Source organism: Streptomyces sp. NPDC051322 (assembly GCF_040689485.1).
GTDB lineage: Bacteria > Actinomycetota > Actinomycetes > Streptomycetales > Streptomycetaceae > Streptomyces.
The window spans coordinates 83173-99792 of sequence record NZ_JBFBAK010000013.1 but is presented as its reverse complement, the minus strand read 5'-3'; the positions used below and the strand labels follow the sequence as shown (position 1 = coordinate 99792).

17 protein-coding genes are annotated in these 16620 nt (G+C 69.6%); 3 read left to right on the top strand and 14 right to left on the bottom strand.

Annotation, left to right across the window (positions count from 1 at the left end):
• Positions 1-82: 82 nt before the first annotated feature.
• Positions 83-1654, bottom strand: coding sequence for an MDR family MFS transporter (locus AB0436_RS26860; RefSeq protein WP_366470510.1), 1572 nt, complete (start codon positions 1652-1654; stop codon positions 83-85).
• Between the two features lie 132 nt (positions 1655-1786).
• Between AB0436_RS26860 and AB0436_RS26855 the strand changes: the two genes are divergently transcribed.
• The gene (locus AB0436_RS26855) at positions 1787-2368 is read left to right on the top strand and encodes a helix-turn-helix domain-containing protein (protein WP_366470509.1); all 582 of its coding nucleotides are present in this window, start codon (positions 1787-1789) and stop codon (positions 2366-2368) included.
• Here AB0436_RS26855 and AB0436_RS26850 read toward each other — a convergent pair.
• The 3 genes from AB0436_RS26850 to AB0436_RS26840 form a co-directional block, all read right to left on the bottom strand.
• Complete coding sequence (locus AB0436_RS26850) at positions 2358-3038, bottom strand: M23 family metallopeptidase (protein WP_366470508.1); 681 nt, start codon at positions 3036-3038, stop codon at positions 2358-2360. The genes AB0436_RS26855 and AB0436_RS26850 overlap by 11 nt on opposite strands.
• A gap of 296 nt (positions 3039-3334) precedes the next feature.
• Positions 3335-3745 carry a hypothetical protein gene (locus AB0436_RS26845; protein WP_366470507.1) on the bottom strand — a complete coding sequence of 137 codons (411 nt, stop codon included), beginning with the start codon at positions 3743-3745 and terminating at the stop codon, positions 3335-3337.
• Between the two features lie 167 nt (positions 3746-3912).
• The gene (locus AB0436_RS26840; RefSeq protein ID WP_366470506.1) at positions 3913-6438 is read right to left on the bottom strand and encodes an ATP-dependent Clp protease ATP-binding subunit; all 2526 of its coding nucleotides are present in this window, start codon (positions 6436-6438) and stop codon (positions 3913-3915) included.
• Between the two features lie 451 nt (positions 6439-6889).
• Between AB0436_RS26840 and AB0436_RS26835 the strand changes: the two genes are divergently transcribed.
• Entirely contained in the window at positions 6890-7471 is a 582-nt protein-coding gene (locus tag AB0436_RS26835; RefSeq protein ID WP_366470505.1) for an SCO3374 family protein, read from the top strand.
• Here the strand turns inward: AB0436_RS26835 and AB0436_RS26830 are convergent.
• The 10 genes from AB0436_RS26830 to AB0436_RS26785 form a co-directional block, all read right to left on the bottom strand.
• On the bottom strand, positions 7450-7785 hold the full coding sequence (locus AB0436_RS26830) for an Lsr2 family protein (RefSeq protein WP_365858407.1): 336 nt from the start codon (positions 7783-7785) through the stop codon (positions 7450-7452). The two genes, AB0436_RS26835 and AB0436_RS26830, sit on opposite strands and share 22 nt — an antisense overlap.
• A 144-nt stretch (positions 7786-7929) precedes the next feature.
• Positions 7930-8442 carry an amino-acid N-acetyltransferase gene (locus tag AB0436_RS26825; protein ID WP_366470504.1) on the bottom strand — a complete coding sequence of 171 codons (513 nt, stop codon included), beginning with the start codon at positions 8440-8442 and terminating at the stop codon, positions 7930-7932.
• A 10-nt stretch (positions 8443-8452) separates the two neighbouring features.
• Entirely contained in the window at positions 8453-8851 is a 399-nt protein-coding gene (locus AB0436_RS26820; protein WP_366470503.1) for a BlaI/MecI/CopY family transcriptional regulator, read from the bottom strand.
• Between the two features lie 127 nt (positions 8852-8978).
• Positions 8979-9158, bottom strand: a complete 180-nt coding sequence (locus AB0436_RS26815) for a hypothetical protein (protein WP_366470502.1) — start codon at positions 9156-9158, stop codon at positions 8979-8981.
• A 13-nt stretch (positions 9159-9171) separates the two neighbouring features.
• A complete protein-coding gene (locus AB0436_RS26810) occupies positions 9172-9738 on the bottom strand; it encodes a hypothetical protein (protein ID WP_366470541.1) in 567 nt (188 codons plus the stop codon).
• A gap of 123 nt (positions 9739-9861) precedes the next feature.
• Positions 9862-10659, bottom strand: coding sequence for a type III pantothenate kinase (locus AB0436_RS26805; protein ID WP_366470501.1), 798 nt, complete (start codon positions 10657-10659; stop codon positions 9862-9864).
• 3 nt (positions 10660-10662) lie between these two features.
• A complete protein-coding gene (gene nadC, locus AB0436_RS26800) occupies positions 10663-11691 on the bottom strand; it encodes a carboxylating nicotinate-nucleotide diphosphorylase (RefSeq protein WP_366470500.1) in 1029 nt (342 codons plus the stop codon).
• Between the two features lie 2 nt (positions 11692-11693).
• A complete protein-coding gene (locus tag AB0436_RS26795; protein ID WP_366470499.1) occupies positions 11694-13457 on the bottom strand; it encodes an L-aspartate oxidase in 1764 nt (587 codons plus the stop codon).
• Positions 13454-14329 carry a pantoate--beta-alanine ligase gene (gene panC / locus AB0436_RS26790; protein ID WP_366470498.1) on the bottom strand — a complete coding sequence of 292 codons (876 nt, stop codon included), beginning with the start codon at positions 14327-14329 and terminating at the stop codon, positions 13454-13456. Before panC ends, AB0436_RS26795 begins: the two co-directional genes overlap by 4 nt.
• On the bottom strand, positions 14326-15225 hold the full coding sequence (locus tag AB0436_RS26785) for a DUF2520 domain-containing protein (protein ID WP_366470497.1): 900 nt from the start codon (positions 15223-15225) through the stop codon (positions 14326-14328). Before AB0436_RS26785 ends, panC begins: the two co-directional genes overlap by 4 nt.
• A gap of 117 nt (positions 15226-15342) precedes the next feature.
• Between AB0436_RS26785 and AB0436_RS26780 the strand changes: the two genes are divergently transcribed.
• Positions 15343-16551: a beta-eliminating lyase-related protein gene (locus tag AB0436_RS26780; protein ID WP_366470496.1), complete on the top strand. Its 1209-nt coding sequence runs from the start codon at positions 15343-15345 to the stop codon at positions 16549-16551.
• Positions 16552-16620: the final 69 nt, after the last annotated feature.

Here is a 16620-nt window from a genome sequence, read left to right as displayed (position 1 = left end):
GGACGAGCCCCCCGGCAACCTGATGCCGGGGGGCTCGTACGCGTCCAGGGCCTTGATGCGCCCGGAAGGAGGGACCGACGGATCAGACGGTCTCGACCGTCTTCACCTCGTCCTGCGCCGAGGAGGTCGGTGCGCTCCCGCCCCGCAGCGCCACCTCCTTGACGAAGACCGCGGCCACGATGACGGCGAGTCCGGCCACCGCTCCCAGCAGGAACCCGCCGTGCGTGCCGGCGGCCACCGCGTACTGGTAGGCGTCCCTGACCTTCTCCGGCAGCCTGGCCAGGCTCGCCGCGTCCAGCTGCGCCGAGGGCAGCGAGACGCCCTTGCCCATCCGCTGGGCCATCTCGTCCTGCACCTTGCTGGTGAAGAGCGCACCCATGATCGAAACACCGAAGGAGGAGCCGAGGGTACGGAAGAGGGTCGTGGACGAGGAGGCGACGCCCATGTCCTTCATCTCGACGCTGTTCTGGGCGACCAGCATGGTGATCTGCATCAGGAAGCCCATACCGGCGCCGACCACGGCCATGTACACGCCGGTCATCAGCCGCGACGTGTCGACGTCCATCGTCGAGAGCAGGTAGAGGCCGACGGACATCAGTACGCCGCCCATGATCGGGAAGATCTTGTACTTGCCGGTGGTGGTGGTGACCCGGCCGGCGACCAGCGAGACGGCCATCATCGCCAGCAGCATGGGCATGAGCAGCAGACCGGAGTTGGTCGCGGAAGCGCCCTGCACCGACTGCTGGAACAGCGGCAGGAAGAGCATCGCGCCGAACATCACGAAGCCGGTCAGGAAGCCGATGATCGACATCAGCGTGAAGTTCCGGCTGCGGAAGATGTGCAGCGGCACGATGGGCTCGGCCGCCTTGGTCTCCCAGAAGACGAAACCGATCAGCGCGGCGACGCCGACGAAGATCAGCTCCATGACGATCGCCGATGTCCAGTCGTACTGCGTGCCGCCCCAGGTGGTGACCAGGACGATCGAGATGATGCCCACGGTGAGCAGCGCGGCGCCCAGATAGTCGATCCGGCCACGCGCCCGCTTCTTCGGCAGGTGCAGCACGGTGGTGACCATGGCGAGCGCGACCGCGCCCAGCGGCAGGTTGATGTAGAAGGTCCAGCGCCAGCCGAGGTGGTCGGTGATGGCGCCGCCGACCAGCGGCCCGCCGATCATCGCGACCGCCATGACGCCGGCCATCATGCCCTGGTACTTGCCGCGCTCACGCGGCGGGATCAGGTCGCCGATGATCGCCATGACACCGACCATCAGACCGCCCGCGCCCAGACCCTGGATGGCGCGGAAGCCGATCAGCTGGCCCATGTCCTGCGCCATACCGCTCAGCGCCGAGCCGATCAGGAAGATCACGATGGAGGCGAGGAAGGCGCCCTTGCGCCCGTACATGTCCCCCACCTTGCCCCAGATCGGGGTCGAGGCCGCGGTCGCCAGCGTGTACGCGGTCACCACCCAGGACAGATGTTCCAGTCCGCCGAGCTCGCCGACGATGGTCGGCATCGCGGTATTGACGATCATGTTGTCGAGCATCGCGAGCAGCATCGCGATCATCAGCGCGAACAGCACCACCCGGACACTGCGTGGCTGTGGCTCGGCTTTCGCCCCCGCCGTGGCCTGCGCCACTTCTCCGGTCTCCGACACGTTCCCCACACTCCCCTTGCACTTACCCGGCGCCCACCCTGTACTTACTTGACGCCCGGCTAGTTGACTACACTGAAGAAAGGTAGGCTGTAACTAGCCGGGCGTCAAGTAAGTTTCTCTCGGGAGAGCACCATGGGCACCAGAGGCAACACCCGTCAGCGCATCCAGGATGTGGCGCTGGAGCTCTTCGTCGAGCAGGGATACGAGAAGACGTCCCTGCGCGAGATCGCGGAACGGCTCGAGGTCACGAAGGCGGCGCTGTACTACCACTTCAAGACCAAGGAAGACATCCTGATCAGCCTCTTCCATGACCTCTCGGCGCCGATCGACGAGGTGATCGCCTGGGGGCAGACGCAGCCCCGCACCCTGGAGACGAAGAAGGAAGTCCTGCGCCGCTACAGCGACGCGCTCACCGGCTCCGAGCCGCTCTTCCGCTTCATGCAGGAGAACCAGGGGACGGTGCGCGAGCTGAGCGTCGGGGAGAATTTCAAGGACCGGATGCTGCTCCTGCTCGACCTGGTCAGGGCCCCCGACGCGTCGATGGCCGACCAGGTCCGCTGCTTCTCCGCGCTGTTCACCATGCATGCGGGGAACTTCGCCCTGAGAGACGTCGAAGGCGACCCCGGAGAGAAGCGCAAGGCTGTTCTCGAGGTCGCCACCGAGCTGATGACTCAGGCCCATCTGGACGCGGTCAGGGATTCCGTCACAGGGTGACGTGGTGCGCCTTCAGGAAGGGCATCGGGTTGTAGCCGGAACCGTAGTTCGGCGTGGTGCGGATCTCGAAGTGCAGGTGCGGCCCGGTCACGTTCCCGGTGGCGCCCGACTTCGCGATGACCTGACCGGTCTTCACCGTCTGGCCGATGTGCACGTCGATCTCCGAGAGGTGCGCGTACTGCGAGTACGTGTGGCCGTTGTGCTCGATCACGATCGCGTTGCCGTACGCGGGACCGTCACCGCCGCCGTTGGGACCGGCCTTCACGACGGTGCCCTTGTGCACGGCCTTCACCGCGGTACCGGTGCCGCAGATGAAGTCCTGGCCCGAGTGCTTGTGGGACCACATGTGGCCGGCCTCGCCGAACGGCTCGCCGATCACTATGTGGTCGAGCGGCGCGACCCAGGCGTTGGCGGCCTTCGCGGCCTTCGCCTTGGCTGCCGCGGCGGCCTTCGCCGCGTGGTCGGCGGCCTTGCCCTGGGCGCTGGCCTGCTTGCTCACTGCGCTTGCGACGGACGAGGTCCCCGCTACAACGGAGGCCTGGTGTGCGTCGGCAGCAACCGCAACCCCGGCGCCCATCGCGACCGAGACTCCGAACCCGGCGGTCAGAACCGCGGCGCGAGTACGAAGCGGGAAGCGGCGGGACAGGCGGGACGTGGTGTGCTTCTGCATACGTGCAACAACTCCGGACATAAGAGGACCCAGCCGCACAGGCCGGGCTGACCACACATTGGTAACCCGGTCGGCACCTAACCCCCAAAACGCCCATCTACGACATTGCGTCGTAGGAATGCCTGGGGAAATACGCCTCTTGGCAGAGTTCGAAACCATCCGAACCGATCTGTCCGGATGTGTTTAGCCGCAGTTGAAAGCTATGAAGCAGCGGCAAACGGGGGGATTACCCCCATAGGGCCCAAAGTCCCGGGCATCCCCGTGCGGAAGGCCCTGCGCAGGGCGGAGCCGGAACCCTATGCCCGGTAGTAGGCCGCAAAACGCATGTGGGCCTTGTCACCGGCGAGGGTCCTTCGCCTGTCCGTTTCGGGACGTACGGCCCCCGGGTGCGGCACGGCCGGAGCAGGCACGCGCAGCGCCATTCCCGCGGAGCCGGCGCCCCCTTTCCCCGAGCGGATGCTCGGTCGGCACGGCAGCGGACGGGGGGCGCGCATCGCACTGTCTTCGCCGACGGCGCCGAGGCGTTCTTCGCTCTCCAGCGGCCGGGCGACGCGCTCTCCGCGGCCTATGTGCGGCACATGGCCGACCGCTGCGCCGGTGCCACCGCCCGCGCCGCCACCGCCATGGGAGACCTGCTGGTCACCCTGAACCTCGCCCCCGAGCCGGCGAAGATCGACATCCCCGCCGTGGTCGTGCACGGCACGCACGACGTCTCGGCCCCGCTGCACCTCATCGGGCGCCGCACCGCCGCTCTGCTACCGGAAACTCTTCGCCACCCCGGTAAAGGCCGCGGGCACGCAGAAGGGCGGCCCCGGACCGGTGAGAACCGGTTCCGGGGCCGCCCTTCTGATCAGTGCTGCTCAGCCTTCGGCTGTCAGGCTTCCTTCGACAGGTTCGGGCCTGCGCCGCCCGCGGCCTGCTCGATCGGCGGGAGGTCCGGCAGTGCCGACTTCTCCTCACCGCGGAAGGTGAAGGCCTTGGCCTCGCCCTCGCCCTCGGTGCCGACGACCACGATGTGACCGGGGCGCAGCTCACCGAAGAGGATCTTCTCGGAGAGGATGTCCTCGATCTCGCGCTGGATCGTCCGGCGCAGCGGCCGGGCGCCCATGACCGGGTCGTAGCCCTTCTTGGCGAGCAGCGACTTGGCATCCGCGCTGAGCTCGATGCCCATGTCACGGTCCTTGAGCCGCTCGTCCACCTTGTTGAGCATGAGGTCGACGATCTGGATGATGTCTTCCTCGGTCAGCTGGTGGAAGACCACCGTGTCGTCGACACGGTTCAGGAACTCCGGGCGGAAGTGCTGCTTCAGCTCGTCGTTGACCTTGGCCTTCATCCGGTCGTAACCGGTCTTGACGTCGCCCTGGGCGGCGAAGCCCAGGTTGAAGCCCTTGGAGATGTCCCGGGTCCCGAGGTTGGTCGTCATGATGATGACCGTGTTCTTGAAGTCCACCACCCGGCCCTGGGAGTCGGTCAGCCGACCGTCCTCCAGAATCTGCAGCAGGGAATTGAAGATATCGGGGTGGGCCTTCTCCACCTCGTCGAAGAGAACGACGGAGAACGGCTTCCGGCGCACCTTCTCGGTGAGCTGGCCGCCCTCTTCGTAACCCACGTAACCGGGGGGAGAACCGAAGAGACGGGAAACCGTGTGCTTCTCGCTGAACTCCGACATGTCGAGAGCGATCAGCGCGTCCTCGTCGCCGAAGAGGAATTCGGCGAGCGTCTTGGAGAGCTCGGTCTTACCGACACCGGACGGGCCGGCGAAGATGAACGAGCCACCGGGGCGCTTCGGGTCCTTGAGGCCGGCCCGCGTACGGCGGATGGCCTGCGAGAGGGCCTTGATGGCGTCCTTCTGGCCGATGACGCGCTTGTGCAGCTCGTCCTCCATGCGGAGCAGCCGGGAGGACTCCTCCTCGGTGAGCTTGAAGACCGGGATGCCCGTGGCCGTGGCCAGCACCTCGGCGATCAGCTCGCCGTCGACCTCGGCGACGACATCCATGTCACCGGCCTTCCACTCCTTCTCCCGCTTGGCCTTCGCCGCCAGCAGCTGCTTCTCCTTGTCGCGGAGCGAAGCTGCCTTCTCGAAGTCCTGGGAGTCGATGGCCGACTCCTTGTCGCGGCGGACGTTCGCGATCTTCTCGTCGAACTCGCGGAGGTCCGGCGGCGCGGTCATCCGGCGGATGCGCATCCGGGAACCGGCCTCGTCGATCAGGTCGATCGCCTTGTCCGGCAGGAAGCGGTCCGAGATGTACCGGTCCGCCAGGGTGGCGGCCTGCACCAGGGCCTCGTCCGTGATGGAGACACGGTGGTGGGCCTCGTAGCGGTCCCGCAGGCCCTTGAGGATCTCGATGGTGTGCGGGAGCGAAGGCTCCGCCACCTGGATCGGCTGGAAGCGGCGCTCGAGGGCCGCGTCCTTCTCGAGGTGCTTGCGGTACTCGTCGAGCGTGGTGGCGCCGATGGTCTGGAGCTCACCCCGGGCGAGCATCGGCTTCAGGATGGAAGCCGCATCAATCGCGCCCTCGGCGGCGCCCGCACCCACCAGGGTGTGGAGCTCGTCGATGAACAGGATGATGTCGCCGCGGGTGCGGATCTCCTTGAGCACCTTCTTCAGCCGCTCCTCGAAGTCACCGCGGTAGCGGGAACCTGCGACGAGCGCGCCGAGGTCGAGGGTGTAGAGGTGCTTGTCCTTGAGGGTCTCGGGCACCTCGCCCTTGACGATGGCCTGCGCCAGTCCTTCGACGACCGCCGTCTTTCCGACGCCGGGCTCGCCGATGAGGACCGGGTTGTTCTTGGTACGGCGCGACAGCACCTGCATGACCCGCTCGATCTCCTTCTCGCGCCCGATGACCGGGTCGAGTTTGGATTCGCGGGCCGCCTGGGTGAGGTTGCGGCCGAACTGGTCCAGGACGAGCGAGGTCGAGGGGGTGCCCTCGGCCGGGCCGCCGGCGGCGGCCGTCTCCTTGCCCTGGTAACCGGAGAGCAGCTGGATGACCTGCTGCCGCACCCGGTTCAGATCGGCGCCCAGCTTCACCAGGACCTGGGCTGCGACGCCCTCGCCCTCGCGGATCAGGCCGAGCAGGATGTGCTCCGTACCGATGTAGTTGTGGCCGAGCTGAAGAGCCTCGCGGAGCGACAGCTCCAGGACCTTCTTGGCACGAGGGGTGAAGGGGATGTGGCCTGACGGGGCCTGCTGCCCCTGGCCGATGATCTCCTCCACCTGCTGGCGGACCGCCTCGAGCGAAATCCCGAGGCTCTCCAGGGCCTTAGCGGCGACACCCTCACCCTCGTGGATAAGGCCCAGGAGGATGTGCTCGGTGCCGATGTAGTTGTGGTTGAGCATCCGGGCTTCTTCCTGAGCCAGGACGACAACCCGCCGCGCGCGGTCGGTGAACCTCTCGAACATCGTTAATCGCTCCTCAGAGCGGTCGGGCAGTAAAGGGTCGGTCCCCTCACTATCCTTCCGCATGCTAGTCCCGCAGGACGGGACAGCTCATTCCAACTGCCGACATCCGTCCGGATCACCCCCGCGTCGACGGGGAGGCCTTCGGCCCGAACAGCCGACAACTGCTCCAACCCGATGGTGCGAGACGATGTTCCCGCAGGCCAAGCAGATACCCCTCTCTCCAGTACGCCGATGGCGAACGTGAGACCGCTCGGGCCGCGTCTCGCCCCTCCCCACTAGGTATGTCTTACCCGCAAGCACCGACAATCCATGCGGCGCGCGCGGTTTCCCTCAGCTACGGGCGAACACCATCGCGCCTCTGAACGCATCCGTGCGCCCCTTGTGCATCAACGGAACGCAATCATACGGAGACGGTACGTAACCAACCGGGGAACGGGGAGTTGCTCAGGTCATGGCCTTCACCGTTCCGTCCCCACGGCTGCCGCTCGACGGCACCGTCCAGTGGTACGAGACCGGGCTCGGCTGGGCCACGGCGATCGGGCCGCCGCTGCAGTTGCTGACCGGATCCCGGTTCGACGTCCTCGAGCTGCCCGCCGATGCCGGTCTCGCGCTGCTGCGGCGGGTGCCCCGCACCGGTCCCGTGGCGCTCACCGGGCGCCGGATGCAGCTGCTGGTGGCGGCGGGCGGCGCGGAGGAGCTGCCCGGGCTGCTCGACTGGTTGGAGTGGGGCGGGATCGCACTCGATCTGACCGCCATCGGTGCGCACGGCAGGATCGACGCCCCGGCGCCTCCCGGTCCGGGCGGCGCGCAGGGGGCCGCCTGCTGGCTGCGGCCCCCTGAACCGGGACGAGAGGTGGAGCCCGACCTGCCCGTGTTCAGCGGGGTCGGGCAGCGCGGTGGCGCTCCCGATCTGGTGCGGCTGGTGGACGTGGCGGCGACGGAATGCCACCGGGCCCGGATGGTGCGGAGGGCAGCGGCTTTCCGGGGGGCGCCCCCCGGAAGGCAACGAAATCAGCCGTTGGCCTTCTCGTAAGCCTCACGAATGTCCGCCGGCACCCGGCCTCGGTCATTCACGTTGTAGCCGTTCTCCTTGGCCCACTTGCGGATCTCGGCAGTGTCCTTGTTGCCGCCGACCGCGATACGGGCCTTGCCGCGGCCGCCCGCCGCCCGGCCACCGGTGCGCCGGCCGTTCTTGGCGTACGGCTCCAGCAGACCGCGGAGCTTGTCCGCGTTCGCGGTGGTGAGGTCGATCTCGTAAGTCTTGCCGTCCAGAGCGAACGTCACGGTCTCGTCCGCCTCGCCGCCGTCGAGGTCATCGACAAGAAGGACCTGAACCTTCTGTGCCACCGGATTTCCTTTCATCGAAAATGCAGTACGCCGAAAGGAAACCGCTTTTCCCCGGAAAACACAAACCCCCGACAGAGGTTCAGGGACGCAAGAACGCGGGAAACATGCGCGATTCGGACATAGGGTTCCGGTCGCTTGCCACGATCACAGGTGCAGAAGCATCCGGCTGTTGCCCAAGGTGTTCGGCTTCACTCGTTCGAGACCGAGGAACTCGGCGACTCCCTCGTCATAGGAACGCAGCAGCTCGCTGTAGACATCTCCGTCGACCGGCGTCTCACCGATCTCGGTGAAGCCGTGCTTCGCGAAGAAGTCGACTTCGAAGGTCAAGCAGAATACCCGGCGCACACCGATCCAACGCGCGGTCTGCAACAACTTGTCAAGAACTTGGTGTCCGACGCCGGATCCCTTGAACGCCGCGTCCACCGCGAGCGTGCGTACTTCGGCGAGGTCTTCCCACATCACATGGAGCGCGCCGCATCCCACCACCCTGGCGTCCTCGTCGCGTTCGGCGACCCAGAACTCCTGGATGTCCTCGTAAAGCGTCACGGTTGCTTTGTCGAGCAGGATCCGCTCGCGTGCGTAGGCGTCGAGGAGACGGCGCACGGAGGGCACATCGCTGGTCCTGGCGCGGCGGACGGTGAGGGCTTTTGCTGGCATACCGGGGACGCTATCGCCCCGCCTCCAGGTCCCGGTCATCGCGGTCCGCATCGCCCTGAACGATGCGCAAAGCGTCACGGAGCGCATCGCGCTGCTCGGGCGACATCATGCCGAAGAATGCGACAAGTGCCGCGGCCGAGTTGTCACTTGTCGACCAGGCTTCGTTCATCAGTGCGGCCGAGTAGGCGGCGCGGGTGGAGACCGCCCTATATCGATAGGCGCGCCCTTCCACTTCCCTGCGCACCCAGCCCTTCTGATGGAGATTGTCCAATACCGTCATGACGGTGGTGTAGGCGATGGAACGCTCCTGCTTGAGGTCTTCCAGGACTTCCCGGACGGTGACCGGGCGGTTCCACTCCCAGACGCGTGTCATGACGGCGTCTTCCAGGTCTCCCAATTGACGGGGCACACCAGCACCATAGTCGAGATGTCCCGAAAGGAAGACTATTAACACAGAATAAGGGCGTACGGCTTGAAATAAGCCGTACGCCCTTCCCTTGCTGCCACCGGAGCGCCTGCCGCCGGAACGCCCGCCGTCAGGCGCTGCTGCCGTGCGGTGTCTGGCTCGCGGCCTCGGCGCGGGCCAGCACCTCGTCCACCGCCGCGTCTTCCTTGGCCTTGTTCGGACCGCCCTGGGACTTCACGATCGTCCGGACGAGGATGGTGAAGAAGACAGCCATCACCACGGGGGGCACAAGCGCGGAAACATAGTCCATACGGACAGAATAGCTACCCCGCCACCGCATGCCGCTCCGGGGGCGGCACCGGCTTCCGGCGCGGCGGAAACACTTCGGACGGCTTGGGCGCCGGTTGCGGCGGCGCCGGATTTCCGCCCGGTGACGGCTTTCGCGGGCCCGCGGGGTCGTTGGCCTTACGGCTGCCGGGCAGCGCGAGCAGGCGGGGCCGTCGGCGGGGCCCGACGACCTGTCCGGCCAGCCGGGCGCGCAACGCCTGCTCGGCCAGCGCCCGGCAGCGGCGCAGCAGCGCGTCGCCGGTCGCCGTGGTGCGCAGGGTGCGCAGCGCGGCCAGGTCTTCGGTGCGGGGCTCGTAGCCGGCCGCCAGGGCGTCCTGGAGCAGCTCGGTGTAGCCGGCGGCCGCACCGGGCAGGGCGTCGCGGTAGCGGGCGAGGTCGGCGAGGAGGAAGGCGCGCAGCCGCTCCGCCTCCCTGATGGCCTCGTCCACGGATTCAGCCAGACGCAGACAGTCCTGGACGTCCTCTTCGGCGACGGGGGTCGGGTTGAGGGCGATGGCGAGGGCGCGTCGGAGCACACGCAGCTCATCCGCGCTGAACGCCATGCCGCCTCGGGATCCATAGGGCGTGGGCATGCGATGACGATACGTACTAAAGGGGCAATATCGTCTTAATGCACCGGCTGCGGCGCGGCGAGAACGCGTTCCGCGGCCCCGCAGCCGGCTGCCTCACATCCGCGCGATGTTCCGCTCGTACACCAGGCGCAGCCCGATCAGCGTCAGCCAGGGCTCGTGCTCGTCGATGACCGAGGACTCGTTGAGCACCATCGGGGCGAGGCCGCCGGTGGCGATGACCGTGACGTCCTCGGGGTCCTCGGCGAGCTCGCGGGCCATCCGGGTCACCACCCCGTCGACCTGTCCGGCGAATCCGTAGATGATGCCGGACTGCATGGCCTCCACGGTGTTCTTGCCGATCACGCTGCGCGGGCGGGCCAGCTCGATCTTGCGGAGCTGGGCACCCTTCACACCGAGGGCCTCGACCGAGATCTCGATGCCCGGGGCGATGACGCCGCCGGTGTACTCGCCGCGTGCGGAGACGGCGTCGAAGGTGGTGGCGGTGCCGAAGTCGACGACGACCGCGGGGCCGCCGTACAGCTCGACGGCGGCGACCGCGTTGATGATGCGGTCCGCGCCGACCTCCTTCGGGTTGTCCATCAGGATCGGCACCCCGGTCTTGATGCCCGGTTCGACGAGCACGGCGGGGACATCGCCGTAGTACCGGCGGGTCACCTCGCGCAGCTCGTGCAGCACGGAGGGGACGGTGGAGCAGATGGAGATGCCCTCGATACCGTCCCCCAGTTCGTCACCGAGCAACGGATGGGTCCCCATCAGTCCCTGCAGCAGCACGGCCAGCTCGTCGGCGGTGCGGCGGGCGTCCGTGGAGATCCGCCAGTGCTCCACGATGTCCTCGCCGTCGAACAGGCCGAGGACCGTGTGGGTGTTGCCGACGTCGATGGTGAGCAGCATGGATTACTTCGCCTCGCGCAGGTCGAGTCCGATGTCGAGCACCGGCGCGGAGTGCGTGAGCGCGCCGACCGCGAGGTAGTCGACGCCGGTGTCGGCGTAGGCGCGCGCGGTGTCCAGGGTGAGCCGGCCGGAGGACTCCAGCATGGCCCGGCCGGCGACCAGCGCCACCGCTTCGGCGGTCTGCTCGGGGGTGAAGTTGTCCAGCAGGATCAGGTCGGCGCCCGCTTCGAGGACCTCGGTGACCTGGGCGAGCGTGTCCACCTCGACCTCGATCGCCAGATCGGGCGTGCCCATCTCCCGGAGCGTGGTGCGGACCAGCCTGAACGCTTCGGCCACCCCGCCTGCGGCGACCACGTGGTTGTCCTTGACCAGAGCGGCGTCGGAGAGGGACATCCGGTGGTTGACCCCGCCGCCGCAGCGGACCGCGTACTTCTCCAGGGCGCGCAGCCCCGGTGTGGTCTTGCGGGTGTCGCGCACCTTGGCCCCGGTGCCCTCGAGCGCGTCGGCCCAGGCGCGGGTGGCCGTCGCGATGCCGGAAAGACGGCACAGCAGGTTGAGTGCGCTGCGCTCGGCGGTGAGCAGATCGCGGGTGCGGGTGGTGACCGAGAGCAGCTTCTCACCGGCGGCGACCCGCGCGCCGTCCTCGACATGGCGCTCGACCTCGAAGGTCTCGGTGGCGACGATCGAGAGGACCGCTTCGGCGATGCGCAGGCCGGCGACGGTGCCGGCCTCCCGCGCGGTGAAGTCGGCGGTGGCCGCCGCCTGCGCGGGCACGGTCGCCACGCTCGTCACGTCCACGCCGTGGTCGAGGTCCTCGGCGAGCGCCAGGTGTGCGATGTCCTCGACCAGTACGGGGTCGAGGCCGGATGCGGCGAGCAGCTGCGCGAGATCGGGGTCGAGACCGCACTCCATCGCGTCGTCGGCGGACGACGACTCCGCGCCGCAGCCGCAGCCGTCGCCGCAGCCGCCGGGGCTTTCGTCGCCGGCCGGCTCGGGGCCCGTGTGAAGGAGAGGGAGGTCGGGGGTGGTCACGGTCACTGCTCCTGGTGAGGCTGAGGGAGGGTCGGGGGAAAATTCGCACTGTGCGTGGTGTGCAGGTCCGGCGAGCGGTCGGGGCGCAGCCGCACGATGAGGTGGCGCCGCCAGTCGGTGTCGTCGCGGTCGGCGTGGTCCTCACGCCAGTGGCAGCCGCGGGTCTCCTCGCGGCGCAGCGCGGCGGCCACCAGGACGCGGGCGACGCAGAGCAGGTTGGTGGTCTCCCAGGCCTCGACCCCGGGCTCGGCGGGCTTGACCTCGGGCTCCGCCGTACCGGCCCGGCTGTCGGCGTGCCGGCGGATGACGTCCAGCTGCGCGGCGGCCTCGGTGAGGCTGTCGGCCGACCGCAGCACGCCGGCGCCCGCCGTCATGATCCGCTGGATACGGATCCGGGTCTCCGGCGCGAGCAGCGGCAGCACGACCTGCTGCGGACGGCCGGCGGTCGCGGGCGCTGGGGCGGTCGCGGCTGCGGTCGCCGGCACCGCCGCAGCGGCCGTTCCGTGGTGCGCCCCGGAGGTGCGGGCGATGTCGTCGGCGATGCGTTCCGCGAAGACCAGGCCCTCCAGGAGGGAGTTGGACGCCAGCCGGTTGGCGCCGTGCACCCCGGTGCAGGCGACCTCACCGCACGCGTACAGTCCGGGGACCGAGGTGCGGCCGTGCAGATCGGTGCGGACGCCGCCCGAGGCGTAGTGCGCGGCCGGCGCCACTGGGATGGGCCGGGTCACCGGGTCGATGCCGTGGCTCCGGCAGGCGGCGAGGATCGTCGGGAAACGGGTCTCCCACATCTGCGCGCCGAAGTGCCTGGCGTCGAGATACATGTGCTCGGTGCCGTGCTCCTGCATCCGGCGGGTGATGGCCTTGGCGACGATGTCGCGCGGGGCCAGCTCGGCCAGCTCGTGCTGCCCGACCATGAAGCGCACGCCGTCCGCGTCGACGAGGTGAGCACCCTCGCCGCGTACGGCTTCGGAGACCAGCGGCTGCTGGCCTTCGGCGTCCGCGCCGAGGAAGAGCACCGTGGGGTGGAACTGGACGAATTCGAGGTCCGAGATCTCGGCGCCCGCCCGCAGCGCGAGGGCCACTCCGTCACCGGTGGAGACCGCCGGGTTGGTGGTCGCCGAGAAGACCTGGCCCATGCCGCCGGTGGCCAGCACGACAGCCGGTGCCCGGACCGCGCCGACCCCGTCGTGCTGCCCCTCCCCCATGACGTGCAGGGTGACGCCGGCCGTGCGTCCCTCGGCGTCGGTGAGGAGGTCGAGCACCAGGGCGTTCTCCACGGTGTGCAGGGCCGCCGCGCGCACCGCGTCGACCAGTGCACGGGAGATCTCCGCGCCGGTGGCGTCGCCGCCCGCGTGGGCGATACGACGCCGGTGGTGGCCGCCCTCGCGGGTGAGCGCGATGGAGCCGGATTCGTCCGTGTCGAAGTGCGCGCCGGTCGCGATGAGCCGGCGTACCGCGTCGGGGCCCTCGGTGACCAGGGCGCGTACCGCGCGCTCGTCGCAGAGTCCGGCCCCCGCGACCAGCGTGTCGTCGAGATGCTGCTCGGGTGTGTCGCCCTCGCCGAGCGCTGCGGCGATGCCGCCCTGGGCCCAGCGGGTCGATCCGTCGTCGAGGCGGGCCTTGGTGACGACCACGGTGCGCAGCCCGGCGGCGGTGCAGCGCAGCGCGGCGGTGAGGCCGGCGACGCCGGAGCCGACGATCACCACGTCGGCGTCGACGGCCCAACCGGGGGCGGGGGCGTGCAGGCGTATTCCGGTTCCGGTCACTGGGGTCCCCCGAGGGTCAGCGGGATGTTGTCGATCAGCCGCACCGCGCCGACCTTGGCGGCCACCGCGAGGATCGCTTCGCCGGTGAAGTCGTCGGCGGCGTCGGTGAAGTCGGACGGGTCGATCAGTGCGAGATAGTCGGGCGAGAGCGGTGAGCCGTCGAGCACCGCCAGCGCCGCGGCACGCACGGCCGCGGGGGTGGCGGGCCGGGCAGCGCGCCCCGCGGAGAGGGCGCGCGAGAGGGTCAGCGCGGCGGCCCGGTCCTCGGTGGACAGGAACCGGTTACGGCTGGACAGCGCCAGACCGTCCGGTTCGCGGACCGTCGGTACGCCGACGATCTCGACCGGGAAGTTCAGGTCGCGCACCATCCGCCGGACCAGGGCGAGCTGCTGGGCGTCCTTCTGCCCGTACAGCGCGAGATCCGGGCGGGTCAGGTGCAGCAGCTTCGCGACGACGGTGAGCATGCCGTCGAAGTGCCCGGGGCGCGCCGCGCCTTCGTAGCGCTCCCCCATGGGTCCCGCGGTGATGCGGACCTGCGGCTCTTCCCCTCGCTTCGCTGGGGAGGCCCCACTGCCCGGGTAGACCTCGTCGACTGTCGGAGCGAAGACCGCGTCCGCGCCGGCCAGTTCGGCGACCGCGAGGTCGGACTCCAGGGTGCGCGGGTACCGGTCGAGGTCTTCACCCGCGCCGAACTGGAGCGGGTTGACGAAGACCGTGACGACGACCTGGCCGCCGTCACCCGCCCGTTCCCGCGCCGTACGGATCAGGGTCGCGTGGCCGTCGTGCAGGGCGCCCATCGTCATGACGACGGCGCGTCTGCCGGTGCGGGGCAGAGCGTTCAGCTCGGCGGCGGTGTGCAGCAGGGTGGTCATCGGGGTTCTCCGTCCGCGAGGACGCCCAGCAGGTCCTCGGCCAGCTCGGCCTTGAGCAGGCCGTGCGCCAGGGCCCGGTCCGCGGTCGTGCGAGCCATCGCCAGGTATCCGGGGACGGCATGCGGGGCGTGTTTGCGCAGCTCCTCGACGTGCACGGCGACGGTGCCCGCGTCGCCGCGGGCGACCGGCCCGGTCAGCGCTGCGTCACCCGATCTGAGGGCGTTGTCGAGGGCCGCGCCCAGCAGCGGCCCGAGCATCCGGTCGGGGGCCGCGACGCCCGCCGTGCGCAGCAGCTCCATCGACTGGGCCACCAGTGTGACCAGGTGGTTCGCGCCCAGGGCGAGCGCCGCGTGGTAGAGCGGGCGGGACTCCTCGGCGATCCACTCGGGTTCACCGCCCATCTCGATGACCAGCGCCTCGGCGGCGAGCCGCAGCTCTTCGGGCGCGGTCACCCCGAAGGAGCAGCCGGCCAGCCGCTGGACGTCCACCGATGTGCCGGTGAAGGTCATCGCGGGATGCAGTGCGAGCGGCAGGGCGCCGGCGCGCAGCGCGGGGTCGAGCACCTTGGTGCCGAAGCGGCCCGAGGTGTGCACCAGCAACTGCCCGGGCCGCACCGCGCCGGTCTCGGCGAGGCCTTCGACGAGCGCCGGCAGGGCGTCGTCGGGGACGGTCAGCAGTACGAGCTCGGCGCGCGCCAGCACCTCGGCGGGGGTGACCAGCGGCACATCGGGCAGCAGTACGGCGGCCCGGCGCACGGAGGCGTCGGACACCCCGGAAGCGGCGACCGGGTGGTGCCCGGCGAGCTGCAGCGAAGCGGCGAGCGCGGGGCCCACCCGGCCCGCGCCGACAACGCCGACGGTGAGCCGCGCGGGGCGGTTTTCTACGGGTGCGTTCACGTGGGACGGCCTTCCGTTCCAGTCCGCGAGGGGTACCGGACGTTTTCACCGTCATGCTACGCCCAGCGATCGGGGGACCGGTCGGACTGTCCACAGGCTGTGCGTGATGATCGGACGATGGCGATGGCATATGAAGCGACGAAGAATCCTGACGACAGCGGGAACGAGCCGGGCGAAGGGGAACGGATCGAAGGGAGCGCACCGGACGCGGGGCGGCGCCGGGCGGCCGCGCTGCGGCAGGCCGAGCGGGTACTGTCCCGCCCCGCCGCGATCGCCACGCTCGGCGACCAGCTGGCAGCGCTGGCCGCGGACGCCGGCTCGGTCCACGACCTGACCGAGCAGGTCGACATCTACGGCGACGGTGTCGTCGCCGAGCTCGAGCGACGGGTGGCCTCGCTGCTCGGTTTCCCCGCCGCCGCCTTCTTCCCCACCGGCACCATGGCCCAGCAGGTCGCGGCGCGGTGCTGGGCCGGGCGCACCGGCAACCGCACGGTGGCGCTGCACCCGCTGGCCCATCCCGAGCTGCACGAGCGGGGCGCCTTCGGGACGGTGAGCGGACTGCGCACCGTCCATCCGACGTCCGAGCGCCGCCTGCCCACCGCCGACGAGGTGCGCGACTTCGAAGAGCCGTTCGGCACCCTGATGCTGGAGCTGCCGCTGCGCGACGCCGGGTTCGTCCTGCCCACCTGGGACGAGCTGACCGCAGTCGTCGACGCGGCCAGGGAACGTGACGCGGTGGTGCACTTCGACGGCGCGCGGCTCTGGGAGTGCACTCCTCATTTCGGCCGCCCGCTGGCGGAGATCGCCTCCCTCGCGGACAGCGTCTACGTCTCCTTCTACAAGTCGCTGGACGGCCTGTCCGGCGCGGTGCTAGCCGGCCCCGCCACCCTCGTCGACGAGGCCCGGACCTGGCGGCACCGGTACGGGGGGCAGGTCTTCCAGCAGTACCCGGCCGCGCTCTCCGCACTGCTCGGCCTGGAGCGCGAGCTGCCCCGGCTCCCGTCCTACGTCGCTCACGCGAAGGTCGTCGCCGCCGGGCTGACGGAGGGCTTCCGGGCGGCCCGCGTGCCGTGGTTCCGGGTCAATCCGGAGGTGCCGCACACCCACCAGTTCCAGGTATGGCTGCCGTACGGGGCGGATGTCCTGTCGGAGGCGGCGGTCACTCAGGCGGAGGAGACAGGCGTGGGGCTTTTCCATCGGTTCCACTCGTCGGGCGAGGTGCCGGGGGTCTCGGTCACGGAGGTCACCGTGGCGGCGCCGGGGTTGTCCTGGACCGCGGCGGACGTGGTGGAAGCGGTGGCGGAATTCGTACGGCGGGTGGGGTGACCCCGGCAGTCGGAACGGCCCGCGCCCCGGCGGTGAGGCGCTCCGCCGCAGTCCGGAAGCGCTCGAGCT

Bases quoted from the DNA above. Each gene is read 5' to 3' on its own strand.
- AB0436_RS26855 (WP_366470509.1), top strand. From the start codon at position 1,787: ATGGGCACCAGAGGCAACACCCGTCAGCGCATCCAGGATGTGGCGCTG.
- AB0436_RS26850 (WP_366470508.1), bottom strand. From the start codon at position 3,038: ATGCAGAAGCACACCACGTCCCGCCTGTCCCGCCGCTTCCCGCTTCGT.
- AB0436_RS26840 (WP_366470506.1), bottom strand. From the start codon at position 6,438: ATGTTCGAGAGGTTCACCGACCGCGCGCGGCGGGTTGTCGTCCTGGCT.
- AB0436_RS26835 (WP_366470505.1), top strand. From the start codon at position 6,890: ATGGCCTTCACCGTTCCGTCCCCACGGCTGCCGCTCGACGGCACCGTC.
- AB0436_RS26825 (WP_366470504.1), bottom strand. From the start codon at position 8,442: ATGCCAGCAAAAGCCCTCACCGTCCGCCGCGCCAGGACCAGCGATGTG.
- AB0436_RS26815 (WP_366470502.1), bottom strand. From the start codon at position 9,158: ATGGACTATGTTTCCGCGCTTGTGCCCCCCGTGGTGATGGCTGTCTTC.
- AB0436_RS26810 (WP_366470541.1), bottom strand. From the start codon at position 9,738: ATGGCGTTCAGCGCGGATGAGCTGCGTGTGCTCCGACGCGCCCTCGCC.
- AB0436_RS26805 (WP_366470501.1), bottom strand. From the start codon at position 10,659: ATGCTGCTCACCATCGACGTCGGCAACACCCACACGGTCCTCGGCCTG.
- panC (WP_366470498.1), bottom strand. From the start codon at position 14,329: ATGACCACCCTGCTGCACACCGCCGCCGAGCTGAACGCTCTGCCCCGC.
- AB0436_RS26780 (WP_366470496.1), top strand. From the start codon at position 15,343: ATGGCGATGGCATATGAAGCGACGAAGAATCCTGACGACAGCGGGAAC.